General features: G+C 58.9%; 9 protein-coding genes. 6 read left to right on the plus strand and 3 right to left on the minus strand.

Annotated elements, in window-relative coordinates:
• Positions 1–37 precede the first annotated feature (37 nt).
• Positions 38–730, plus strand: a complete 693-nt coding sequence (lexA, locus tag PM04_RS02315) for a transcriptional repressor LexA (protein ID WP_038003276.1) — start codon at positions 38–40, stop codon at positions 728–730.
• On the opposite strand, the gene PM04_RS02320 is transcribed toward lexA, so the two are convergent.
• Entirely contained in the window at positions 694–2778 is a 2085-nt protein-coding gene (locus PM04_RS02320) for a ComEC/Rec2 family competence protein (RefSeq protein WP_234702859.1), read from the minus strand. The two genes, lexA and PM04_RS02320, sit on opposite strands and share 37 nt — an antisense overlap.
• Before the next feature lie 91 nt (positions 2779–2869).
• Between PM04_RS02320 and gltX the strand changes: the two genes are divergently transcribed.
• The 3 genes from gltX (at position 2870) to PM04_RS17310 (ending at position 6803) form a co-directional block, all read left to right on the plus strand.
• A complete protein-coding gene (gene gltX, locus PM04_RS02325; RefSeq protein ID WP_038003279.1) occupies positions 2870–4291 on the plus strand; it encodes a glutamate--tRNA ligase in 1422 nt (473 codons plus the stop codon).
• A gap of 75 nt (positions 4292–4366) precedes the next feature.
• Positions 4367–5662, plus strand: coding sequence for a citrate synthase (gene gltA / locus PM04_RS02330; RefSeq protein WP_038003282.1), 1296 nt, complete (start codon positions 4367–4369; stop codon positions 5660–5662).
• A gap of 178 nt (positions 5663–5840) precedes the next feature.
• Positions 5841–6803: a calcium-binding protein gene (locus PM04_RS17310; RefSeq protein WP_052068393.1), complete on the plus strand. Its 963-nt coding sequence runs from the start codon at positions 5841–5843 to the stop codon at positions 6801–6803.
• Positions 6804–7014: 211 nt separating this feature from the next.
• On the opposite strand, the gene PM04_RS02340 is transcribed toward PM04_RS17310, so the two are convergent.
• Positions 7015–8109 carry a DUF6456 domain-containing protein gene (locus PM04_RS02340; protein WP_052068394.1) on the minus strand — a complete coding sequence of 365 codons (1095 nt, stop codon included), beginning with the start codon at positions 8107–8109 and terminating at the stop codon, positions 7015–7017.
• Positions 8110–8328: 219 nt separating this feature from the next.
• Here PM04_RS02340 and PM04_RS02345 point away from each other — a divergent pair, with 219 nt between their 5' ends.
• Positions 8329–8604 carry a DUF6477 family protein gene (locus PM04_RS02345; RefSeq protein WP_038003285.1) on the plus strand — a complete coding sequence of 92 codons (276 nt, stop codon included), beginning with the start codon at positions 8329–8331 and terminating at the stop codon, positions 8602–8604.
• Between the two features lie 107 nt (positions 8605–8711).
• On the opposite strand, the gene PM04_RS02350 is transcribed toward PM04_RS02345, so the two are convergent.
• The gene (locus PM04_RS02350; RefSeq protein WP_038003853.1) at positions 8712–10256 is read right to left on the minus strand and encodes a trimethylamine methyltransferase family protein; all 1545 of its coding nucleotides are present in this window, start codon (positions 10254–10256) and stop codon (positions 8712–8714) included.
• A 134-nt stretch (positions 10257–10390) separates the two neighbouring features.
• Here PM04_RS02350 and guaA point away from each other — a divergent pair, with 134 nt between their 5' ends.
• Positions 10391–11965 carry a glutamine-hydrolyzing GMP synthase gene (gene guaA / locus PM04_RS02355; protein WP_052068395.1) on the plus strand — a complete coding sequence of 525 codons (1575 nt, stop codon included), beginning with the start codon at positions 10391–10393 and terminating at the stop codon, positions 11963–11965.
• Positions 11966–11992 lie beyond the last annotated feature (27 nt).

Genomic DNA, 11992 nt, shown 5'->3' on the forward strand with positions numbered 1-11992 from the left:
ATGGGTTGAACCTAACCCCACAGGGAGGCCCGTGCAGATGTTGACCAAGAAGCAACTCGACCTTCTCGAGTATATCCAAAAGCGTATGGCGAAGGACGGTGTGCCGCCCTCGTTCGACGAAATGAAGGAAGCGCTTGATCTGCGTTCCAAATCAGGAATTCACCGGTTGATCACCGCTCTTGAAGAGCGTGGTTTTATCCGACGTCTGCCGCACCGGGCCCGCGCGCTCGAAATCGTCAAGCTGCCCGACGCGCTGCAAGCCAAAGGGTTCAAACCCACAGTCATTGAGGGCGATAAGCCCGCCCCGCGCCCCGCACCCGCTGGCGCCATGGACATCGCCACCGATGCGACTTCCCTGCCCGTCATGGGCCGTATCGCCGCCGGTGTTCCGATCGAAGCCATCAGCGAGATTGCTAACCACGTTGCCGTGCCCGGCCAAATGCTCGGATCAGGTGGAGAGCATTACGCCCTTGAGGTTAAAGGCGACTCGATGATCGACGCAGGCATCAACGATGGCGATATCGTCGTCATCCGAGAGCAAGAGACTGCCAATAACGGTGAAATCGTGGTGGCCTTGGTCGAAGGTCATGAAGCGACGCTGAAGCGGTATCACCGCAAGGGTGGCATGATCGCTCTTGAGGCCGCAAACCCCGCTTATGAAACCCGCATGCTACCGGACGACAGCGTGGCGGTTCAGGGCCGACTTGTCGGGCTCATCCGCACATATTGAAGCGGCGCTAAATCGGGCGCTTGACCGGCTCTGGGGACCCAGGGCCGGTTTCCTTGTGTCTGGCGGCTTGTGATGACGCGGCCATCTTGCGTCACCGCAATGGCCCCTGTGCTGCGCAAAACTGTGGGCGACAGGAAAAGACAGCCCTCTGGCGCGTCATAGTCTTTGTTGGCCACCACAGCGTGAGATCTCCGACAGGCCTGAGCAACTCGGTCCTGAGCGCCGCGTCCGTACAGGTGCACCAAACCGTGGTCCGTTTCTGCATCCATTGACCACCGCGCCGCGGCTTGTTCCTGATCCTTAGGTAATCCGTCTGCGGCGAGCCAGTTCTGGGCCACAAACCCATCGCCGCGTGGTTTTGACAGGGCCCGGCCTTGCGATGTTTGCACACCGACCAAGTTGCCACTGGCAGAAATCAGGACCAACGGGCGCGGCGTGCTGGACCACAACGCGAATGCGGCGATAGCGGGCACCACCCCGATCCAACGCGCGCGTCCTTGCCACGCGATGCACCACAAACATCCCAGACAGAGCAGCGGCAAAACCACGTTGGATGGCGCCGGGATCAAGCGCAACGCCCCGTCTAACCCAGCCACAAAGGCAGAGACCCAGAGGATCCAATCCAGCCCCAAGGCCATACCCCATAGCGCCACTCCTTCAAGCCCAAAGGGGCTGAGGACGGCTGCAACAACCATCAACGGCATCACGATTGTGCCCATCATCGGGACGCTCAAGAGGTTCGCAAGCACACCATATTGACCGATCTGGTTGAAATGTGCTGCTGAAATGGGCGCGGTCGCAGCGCCTGCAATGATGGACGACATCAAAACGGCGCTGACCTGCGCCACACCCATCGGCAGGCGAGGCGTGTGACCGCGCATCCCGCTGAATATCACAACCATCGCGGTGGTCGCGGCAAAGGACATTTGAAACCCGGGGCCCAACAGGGCCTCTGGTCGCCACGCCAGAACAATCAACGCCGCGATTGCCACTGACCGCAGCGTCAAAGCACGACGGTCGCATAAAATCGCGGCAAGCATCACCGCGACCTGGATGAATGCGCGCTGTGTCGCGACACTTCCCCCTGAAAGCGCGAGGTAAAAGGCCGCGGCAGGCAGCGCCACGAGGGCCGCCCATTTCTTGATAGGATACCGCAGCGCTAGAGGCGAGATCATCGCAAGGCCGCCGCGCACAGACATAAACACGAACCCCGCGAGCAGCCCCATATGGAGGCCCGAGATCGCCAACAAATGCGCGAGGTTAGAGGCACGCAAATCCTCCATCGTTGGGGCATCAATCCCAGCCCGATCCCCGACGGCAACGGCAGCCGCCACGCCGCCCGCTTGTCCTCCGATCCGGTCGGCCAGGCCGGCCGCAATGCGTGCGCGTAACGATTGAAGCCACAATTCACCGGGATCAGGCGCCGCCAATAAGGCAGGCGTGCGGGTGTAGCCGACGCCCCCCATAGATTGAAACCACGCATGGCGTTGAAAATCAAAACCGCCCGGCTCCGTTGGGCCATTGGGCGGTGACAGGTGGCCCGTCATCATCACTCGCTGGCCGGGTGCGGGCGCAAGGTACGGCTGCGCCCCATGCAGCGAAACCCGAACGTATTTGGGGGTGCGATCTGGCGACATGTTCGCAAGACGCACGCGATCAAGCGTTAACCGCATCTTGTCAGAGGCTGAGCGGTCGATTTTGACGATCCGCCCTTCAATCGCGCCGTAATAGCGAAAGGTCAGAACCGGGGCAGCAACGCTGTGGGTGCGCAAGGCTGCGATCAACAGCCCCAGACACGCGACCCCTAGAACCACGGCAACCCCGCCAAAGGTTTCGCGCAGCCAGTAGCCAACGGCAAATGCCGCCAAAGCCGCCAGCGCAATCGCCCCCAGCACCCGTACATTTGGCTCAAACGGTAAGGAAAAATAGGCCCCCACGCCAACGCCGAACGCCACTGCAACAAAGGGCAAGCGGTGGCCCCGTTGGCTTTGTAACGCCCAGATCAGGCGGGTTCTCATCACCCCTATCAGGGCGGTTGGGTCGGTCACTCTTGTGTCCCCAATTCGCGGGGTCTAAACCCCGCCCAAAGCACGTCCCCTCACTCATCGCTCATCTTGGTTGCTAAAAGGTTAATCCCCTATGACTTCGTCCCAGTCCGAGACCCCTATCGTCACACGTTTCGCCCCATCGCCTACGGGTTTTTTGCACATCGGAGGGGCTCGGACGGCGCTGTTCAATTGGCTCTATGCCCGCGCGCGCGGCGGTAAATTTGTGCTGCGGATTGAAGACACCGACCGCGCACGATCCACCCCTGAGGCGACGCAAGCGATTTTGGACGGGCTGACTTGGTTGGGCCTCGATTGGGACGGCGACGCGATCAGCCAGTTTGAGCGCGCGGACCGCCACGCAGAGGTTGCTCACACGATGTTGGCGCAAGGCACGGCTTACAAGTGCTTTGCCAGCCAAGACGAAATCGCAGCCTTCCGGGATGCCGCGAAGGCCGAAGGGCGGTCCACGCTGTACCTCAGCCCTTGGCGGGATGTGCCCGAGGCTGAGCACCCCGATGCCCCCTATGTGGTCCGCCTGAAGGCCCCGCGCGATGGCGAAACGCGGGTGAACGACGCTGTGCAAGGCACTGTCGTTGTTCAAAACGCGCAACTGGACGACATGATCCTGCTGCGGTCTGACGGGACACCAACCTACATGCTGGCCGTCGTTGTTGACGATCACGACATGGGCGTTACGCATGTGATCCGGGGCGACGATCACCTTAACAACGCCTCACGGCAGGAACAGATCTATGCCGCGATGGGGTGGAGCATACCCGTCTGGGCGCATATCCCTCTGATCCACGGCGCAGATGGCAAAAAGCTCAGCAAACGCCACGGCGCACTTGGAATTGAGGATTATGCCGCCATGGGCTACCCCGCCGCGGCCTTGCGCAACTACCTTGCGCGCCTTGGCTGGTCCCATGGCGATGATGAGATTTTCACCGATGCACAGGCGCTTGAGTGGTTCGATCTGGACGGCATCGGCAAAGCCCCTGCCCGTTTGGACCTGAAAAAGCTGGAACATACGTCCGGTCAGCACATCGCGATGATGACCGACGATGAGGCCATGGCCGCAGTTGATGCCTATCGGAGCCTCGAACCGGTCGAGGAATTTTCTGCGACGCAGCGTCAGACTTTGCGACGTGCGATGTATTGCCTCAAGCCATCGGCGCGAACAATTCCGCAACTCATTGAAAAGGCTGAGTTTGCACTGACTTCACGCCCCATTACACCGGATGCAAAGGCTGCCAAGGCGCTAGATGCGGTATCCCGTGGTATACTGATTGAATTGACGCCGCACCTGCAAACTGCTAGCTGGTCGCGAGACGCTTTGGAGGAAGCATTCGGGATCATTACCGACGCACATGGCATCGGTTTTGGAAAGCTCGCAGGCCCCCTACGCGCAGTTCTTGCGGGTCGGTCTGTGACCCCAAGCGTATATGACATGATGTTGGTTCTGGGCCGTGATGAAACCTTGGCCCGAATAAATGATGCCAGCGCGGAGACCTGAGGCCGACCCTCTTGTTTCGCGCTGAAACGCACCTGACCTGCGCGCCAAGAGCGTGGGCCTAATATGAGGAAAACCATGGCTGATACTCCTAAGACGGCGACGCTGACCATCGGCGACACGACACTCGATTTGCCAATCCACTCCCCCACCTTGGGTCCTGATGTGCTTGATATCCGCAAGCTTTATGCGCAGGGCAAGGTGTTCACCTATGACCCCGGGTTTACGTCGACCGCGGCTTGCGACAGTGCGATCACCTACATCGATGGCGATGAAGGCGTCCTGCTGCACTACGGCTACCCGATTGATCAGCTGGCCGGCAAATCTCACTACCTTGAGGTCTGCTATCTGCTGCTTTACGGCGCGCTTCCGTCGGCGGCTGAGCTAGAGGATTTTGAGACGACAATCACGCGTCACACAATGATCCACGAGCAGATGCACAACTTTTTCCGCGGGTTCCGCCGCGACGCACACCCAATGGCCACGATGGTTGGTGTTGTGGGGGCAATGTCAGCGTTTTATCACGACAGCACCGATATTTCGGACGCGCAGCAGCGTGAGGTTGCCTCACACCGTCTGATCGCCAAGATGCCAACAATTGCTGCGATGGCCTACAAATACTCCATCGGGCAGCCGTTTGTGTATCCGCGCAATGACCTCGATTATGCAGCCAACTTCCTGCACATGTGCTTCTCGGTCCCGGCTGAGGATTACGTGGTCGATCCGATCCTCGCTCGCGCGATGGACCGTATCTTTACGCTCCATGCCGACCATGAGCAAAACGCCTCCACTTCTACTGTGCGCTTGGCCTCGTCCTCTGGTGCGAACCCGTTTGCCTGCATCGCGGCCGGTATCGCGTGTCTCTGGGGCCCTGCCCACGGTGGCGCGAACCAAGCCTGCCTTGAAATGCTCAAGGAAATCGGCACGCCAGATCGTATTCCCGAGTTCATCGCACGCGCCAAGGACAAGAACGATCCGTTCCGCCTGATGGGCTTTGGCCACCGCGTTTACAAAAACTTTGACCCACGCGCGACGGTGATGAAGCAGTCCGCGGACGAAGTTTTGGAACTGATGGGTGTCGAAGACAACCCGCTGTTGCAGGTCGCCAAAGAGCTTGAGAAAGCAGCCCTCGAGGATCCGTACTTCGCAGAGAAGAAGCTGTTCCCGAACGTTGATTTCTACTCGGGCATCATTCTTGAGGCGATGGGCTTCCCCACGTCCATGTTCACACCGATCTTTGCGCTGTCGCGCACCGTTGGCTGGATTTCGCAGTGGAAAGAGCAACTGTCGGACCCGGCCCACAAGATTGGTCGCCCCCGTCAGCTGTACACCGGCCCCACGCAGCGTGACTACGTGGATGTCGAAAACCGCTAAGCGGCTCTGACAGTTCAAGATTTAAAGAGGCGTGGCGCCGTAAAGGGGCCGCGCCTTTTTCGTTGTCGCGACACAGACCCGCCCAATTTCGACCTCAGTTTTTCTGTCTACATTTTGTTAACCTTTTCTCTTGTCCCGGTGATTGCTCACCTTGGACCGCGTTGTGACGGAGCCTCTCATGCTAGAGTTGTTGGGATTATTTCTTTTGGCCCCCCTGATGATGGGGCTTGGCGGATCGGCCTCGGATGAGGGGGTGGAAACTGGCACCTTCGGGGACTTGGAGGATGAGCCTGAGACGACAAGCGGTGACATCTTGGACCGTATCACCACGCTAAGCGGTGAGAACGATGTATTTGACGGTGGGCCGGACAACGACCTCATCAACGGCGGCACGGGAAATGACACCCTATCGGGTGGGGATGGGGTCAATATTTTGATCGGTGGAACCGGCAATGATCTGATCCAAGGCGGCGCAGATGACGATATCCTTGTGGGGGAAGAAGGCGCAGACAGAATTGAGGGCGGCAGCGGCGGTGACTTTCTAGACGGCGGCACTGGGGCAGACACTTTGAACGGTGGCGCGGGCAATGACTATCTCTTTGGCGGCGATGGAGTTGATACTTTGGACGGCGGTCTTGGTGGCGATGTCCTTACGGGTGGTGCTGGCGCGGATATGCTGAACGGTGGTGCGGGGGATGACGTCCTTTTCTCCGGCACCTTGGGTGAGCGTGACCTGACCCTCTCGGAATGGTTCGAGTTTGGTGACATCGGAACGCCGCCCGACGATCTATTCCAATCTACCCTGCCCGACGATGGCGCAGCCGACACGCTTATGGGCGGCGACGGGAATGATATGATGATCCTCGGTGGCGGCGATGAGGCCGAGGGCGGCGACGGCGATGATATGTTCTTGCTCCTCGCGGAGCGCACCGGCGATCCTGTCATCATTAACGACTTCAACGACGGGACCGATCAGTTGGCGATTGAGGTGGCAGCAACGGATCCCGCCATTGTTATGACACCGATACAGGTGGGCTCCGATATCGAGTATCGAAACACCGAAGGCGATACGGTCGTAATCTTGCGCAACCAAGACCTCACGACGTTTAACCCCAGCGGTGTTTCAAGCATGATGGTCTAGGCTGCCCCCCTTGAGCGGCCCCAACGCCCTGCCCCACACCACTCCAATGCATAGACAAACGAAACAAGGGCCGCTTGCTGCGACCCCTCAAAAACTCTCACACTTTTCTTATCATCACAGTCTTTGCATCACCTGCACAAGCCGCACAGAACCCGTTTTATCCGACCCCCTGGCCCCCACAAGCAGGGAGGTTCAGAGCTTCGCCCGTGGTCTACCTGAGGCCCGCGTAATGCAGTTCTAGTCTCTGGAGCGCGATGCGGAGCACGATTTTACCCGAGCGTGCCGCCCAGCCCATGCGTTTTTCAGCTGCCTCAAGCCCCTCAAGATAGCAACAGACCCGCAGGACAACGTCGCCAAGGCCCGGACCAAGGTCCTGTAGGGCTGCGTGCACCCGCGCGCGGGCATCCATAGGCCCGGATGCAGGCCCTTTGGCACCAAAGCTGCCACGATCACCGGGGGTGAGAAACCGCTCCCAGTTCTGGCCCACACGCGCGCCCATATGCGCGGCCTCAAAGTCTTCGCGCAGACGCTCACCGGCAAGAACCAAATTCATGTTCAAAAACGGCTCTCCGTTCTTGTCTTTTTTCCGCGCAAGCGCCCCCAGCGGGCTTTCGGCTAAATTGACCCGCAGCGTTTCGTCCGTGCCAGGGATTGTCCGCTCCCCCCACTCGACGTGTTGCGTCAGGAACGGTGATGGTGCTTCAGCCATGCCGCGTTGTTCAATTTTACGCTTATGGTCTTCGGCCAGAAAACGTTTAAGTGCTGCGCGCCCTGCCTCGGTAATGCGATACCGGGTGACTTTGCCCGCCGCATAACAACTGATCCAATCCTTCAGCGCGAATGCCTGCGCCACAGGGCGCGGCACAACGGCGGTGCGGGTCGGAGCCTCATCATCAGGTTGGCGCAGCACAACGGCGCGGTCCATTTCATGGCTGACAACGAGGACGGCATCGCGTTCGCAAAGCCGTCTCAAGATTCGTCGTGCCTCACGCGCGATCGTGTCGTCGTCCAGCAAACTGGCGGGGGAACTCATTGCTGTCATTGAAGGGCAGTCCTTTTGGTCAGTCGGGGGAGTGAGTTGGGTTGCGAGCGTTTCCAGCGCATCATCGATCAGCGGATCATCACGGCGACCTTCAAGACGACGGATTTGCCGCAGGATCGTAGACGGGTGGCAGCCGTCCCGGCGGGCAACCTCACGCAGGGCCATTCCGTTCGATGTATGCTCCAAATACCGGCGCACTGCGTCGGGCACCCATTGGGGCATTGCGGGCATTTCCGGATAGGGAAATCGAAGGGGCTGTTCCATTGTGTTTGTCCAAGGTTCGGCGAAGGTCACGCCCCTTAAACAGCGAGATATTGGTTACTAAGTCCTTAATGTCTGTGGAAAACTATTTGAATTGTTTCCAAGAAGTAAACGCGAGGCAGGACCGAACGGTGCAACCAATTCGTCGGCAACACCGGTCAAGTTTGTGGCAAATCTTAGCGATCACAAATCACGTATTATTTGCAACTCAAGGAATGTCCCATGTGCGATCTGACTCATAAACTTTCCCGCTTAAATCGCCCTGCATTATTGGTTCGGGCTGCGCGCATGGGGGTGGCAGACTATAATCGCAAGAGGGACTTACGCCGTTTGACACGGGTCGCCGTTCCCGCAACATCGCGCAAAGCGCTGCCCATGTTGATGGACATCGAAGACAAATTAGAAGTCCGCCGCCAGACGGGCGATGCCAACTATTCGCTGACCCGTCATGTCGATATCTTGATTGCAATGATGGGTGAGGCCCGAACATTAGGCTGAAACTGGAAACAATCAGCAGCAAAAAAACGCCCGGGTGTGGATAACACACCCGGGCGTTTCATATTGCAAAACAGTTAACCCGTAGAACAAAAGGTAAACGTTGCGAATCAGATGAACGCGTCGGGCATGCCCTCTTTTCGCTTGGCAACATATTCTTTTAGACAGGCATCGATCGACGGATCCAAGTGCGGCTGCTGATAAGCAGCGATCAATTTCTCAACCCTGGCGCTTGCAAGTGCCTCTGTATCTCGGGCGCCCTCCTCAAACCACGTCTCAAATGGTTTGTAGTCCAGCATCTCGGACCGCCAGAACGCATCCTTGAAATTCGCATGGGTGTGCGCGCATCCAAGGAAGTGCCCGCCGGGACCAACTTCGCGTAATGCATCCATTGCTTGTGCATTTTCGTCAACGGCCACGCCCCGCGCGATGTGGTGCAATGTGCCGAGCTGATCTGCATCCATCACGAACTTCTCGAACGACGCCACAAGGCCGCCCTCAAGCCAGCCACAGGAGTGCAGCATAAAGTTCACCCCCGACAACAAGCCGACGTTCAACGAGTTTGCTGTTTCATAAGCCGCCTGCGCGTCCGGCAGCTTAGAGCCACAGAACGACCCTGCCGAGCGATACGGCAGCCCGAGCCGCCGCGCCAATTGGCCTGCGCCATAGGTGATGTGTGCCGCCTCAGGCGTCCCGAACGTGGGCGCGCCGGAATTCATGTCAATTGACGTCACAAACGCGCCAAAGATCACAGGTGCTCCGGGCCGGATCAACTGGCTGTACGCGACACCGGCCATAACCTCGGCCAACACTTGGGTCAGCGTCCCAGCCACTGACACAGGCGCCATTGCGCCGCCCACGATGAAGGGCGAAATGATGCTCGCCTGATTGGCGGCCGCGAATTCTTCGAGCGCGCCCATCATGATGCCGTCAAAGGTGAGCGGCGAATTGATGTTGATCAGTGAGGTCATGACTGTGCGGTCGTTCAACCCACCGAACAGGATATCTGACATTTCGATCGAGTCGCGGGCGCGCGATGGCTCTGTCACGGAACCCATGTAGGGTTTGTCCGACAGCGACATGTGCGCATACAACATATCAAGGTGGCGCTTGTTGACCGGAACATCGGTTGGCTCGCATACTGTTCCGCCCGAGTGGTGCAACCACTTGGACATGTAGCCCAGCTTCACGAATTTCTCAAAGTCAGCCATCGTCGCGTAGCGGCGACCACCTTGGGCGTCGCGCACGAAGGGCGGGCCATACACTGGCGCCAGCACGAGGTTCTTGCCCCCAATTTCAACGGACCGTTCGGGGTTGCGCGCATGCTGTGTGAACTGCGATGGCGCCGTCTGGCACAATTGCCGCGCCAATCCGCGCGGAATACGCACCCGTTCGCCATCAATATCAGCGCCCGCTTCGCGCCAGCGATCAAGCGCGGCAGGGTTATCCACGAAATTCACACCGATCTCGGCCAGCACGGTTTCCGCGTTGGCCTCAATGATCTCAAGCGCCTCTTCGTTGAGAACCTCAAAATTGGGGATATTCCGCTCAATATACTTGGCGGTCTCGACCGAAATCGCGGTCCGCTCCGCACGGCGCGCAGCACCACCACCCCCACGGCTCCGCCGACGACCTGTTTCTGCTACATTACTCATGGCACCCTCCGCGCTACAGTTGGACATCACATAGCGCGCGATCCCGTGGGCGCGAGGCTCTTTTCCGCCCCTTGAGGGCGCAAAGCGACATTGCCACGCTTGCGCACGCATCATTGCAGGCGTAGACCCGCGCCATGACAAATACCTTGACGGATACAGGCACCCACGAGCGCCTTTTGATCATCGACTTCGGCAGCCAGGTGACCCAGCTTATTGCGCGTCGCCTGCGGGAATTGAGCGTTTATTGCGAAATTCATCCGTTCCAAAACGTGACAGCCGAGTTTTTGGAAACCTTTGCGCCCAAGGCGGTGATTCTGTCCGGTGGACCGGCCAGTGTTATCGACGCCGGATCGCCCCGCCCGCCTGAGGCGGTTTTTGATCTGGGCGTGCCAATCTTGGGCATCTGCTACGGTCAGCAGGTCATGATGCACATGCTGGGCGGCACCGTTGAGCGGGGCCATGGCACCGCTGAGTTCGGTCGCGCCTATGTGACGCCAAAATCCGCCCTGCCGATGTTGGACGGTTGGTTCGACGACGGTGCGGAGCAGGTCTGGATGTCCCACGGGGATCACGTCAGCGCGATTGCGCCGGGGTTTGAGGTCTTTGGCACCTCTCCCAATGCGCCGTTTGCCATCACGGCCGATACCGCGCGCGATTTTTATGCCGTACAGTTCCACCCCGAGGTGCACCACACCCCCAAAGGCGCGCGTCTGTACGAAAACTTTGTGCGTTTGGCCGGGTTTACTGGCGACTGGACTATGGGCGCCTACCGCGAACAAGCGATTGAGGCGATCCGTACCCAAGTCGGCGATAATCAGGTCATTTGTGGCCTGTCCGGCGGCGTTGACAGCTCGGTGGCCGCGGTTCTCATCCATGAGGCGATTGGGGATCAGCTGACTTGCGTCTTTGTGGATCACGGCCTGCTGCGTCAGGGCGAGTCCGCAGAAGTCGTCGCGATGTTCCGCGACAACTACAACATGAAACTGATCCACGCCGAAGAGCAGGATCTGTTCTTGGGCGCGCTCGAAGGGATCAGCGACCCGGAGGTCAAACGCAAGACCATCGGCAAACTGTTCATCGACGTCTTCCAAAAGCACGCGACAGCCATTGGCGACGCAAAGTTTTTGGCCCAAGGCACGCTGTATCCTGATGTAATCGAATCCGTCAGCTTTTCAGGCGGTCCTTCTGTGACGATCAAAAGCCACCACAATGTCGGTGGCCTGCCCGAAAAAATGGGCCTGAGCCTTGTTGAACCGCTGCGCGAGTTGTTCAAGGATGAGGTTCGCGCCTTGGGGCGTGAACTGGGTCTGCCCGCGAGCTTTATCGGGCGCCACCCCTTCCCCGGCCCCGGCCTTGCGATCCGCTGCCCCGGCAAGATCACCCGCGCCAAGTTGGACATCCTGCGCAAAGCGGATGCGGTCTACATCGACCAGATCCGCAAACACGGGCTGTATGATGAGATCTGGCAAGCCTTTGTCGCGATCCTCCCGGTGCGGACCGTCGGCGTGATGGGTGATGGCCGCACCTACGACTATGCCTGCGCCCTGCGCGCGGTGACCTCGGTCGATGGGATGACTGCGGATTACTATCCGTTTACCCATGAATTCCTTGGTGAAACCGCCACGCGGATCATCAACGAAGTAGAGGGCATCAACCGTGTGACCTATGACATCACATCCAAGCCTCCGGGCACGATTGAGTGGGAATAAACCCCTAACGATACCCAAAGGAGTGCG

This window comes from Thalassobacter sp. 16PALIMAR09 (assembly GCF_000765485.1).
In the GTDB taxonomy this organism is placed as follows: Bacteria; Pseudomonadota; Alphaproteobacteria; order Rhodobacterales; family Rhodobacteraceae; genus Thalassobacter; species Thalassobacter stenotrophicus.

Excerpts from the sequence above, each read along its gene's own strand:
- lexA (WP_038003276.1), top strand. The coding sequence starts at position 38 with ATGTTGACCAAGAAGCAACTCGACCTTCTCGAGTATATCCAAAAGCGT.
- gltX (WP_038003279.1), top strand. The coding sequence starts at position 2,870 with ATGACTTCGTCCCAGTCCGAGACCCCTATCGTCACACGTTTCGCCCCA.
- gltA (WP_038003282.1), top strand. The coding sequence starts at position 4,367 with ATGGCTGATACTCCTAAGACGGCGACGCTGACCATCGGCGACACGACA.
- PM04_RS17310 (WP_052068393.1), top strand. The coding sequence starts at position 5,841 with ATGCTAGAGTTGTTGGGATTATTTCTTTTGGCCCCCCTGATGATGGGG.
- PM04_RS02340 (WP_052068394.1), bottom strand. The coding sequence starts at position 8,109 with ATGGAACAGCCCCTTCGATTTCCCTATCCGGAAATGCCCGCAATGCCC.
- PM04_RS02345 (WP_038003285.1), top strand. The coding sequence starts at position 8,329 with ATGTGCGATCTGACTCATAAACTTTCCCGCTTAAATCGCCCTGCATTA.
- PM04_RS02350 (WP_038003853.1), bottom strand. The coding sequence starts at position 10,256 with ATGAGTAATGTAGCAGAAACAGGTCGTCGGCGGAGCCGTGGGGGTGGT.
- guaA (WP_052068395.1), top strand. The coding sequence starts at position 10,391 with ATGACAAATACCTTGACGGATACAGGCACCCACGAGCGCCTTTTGATC.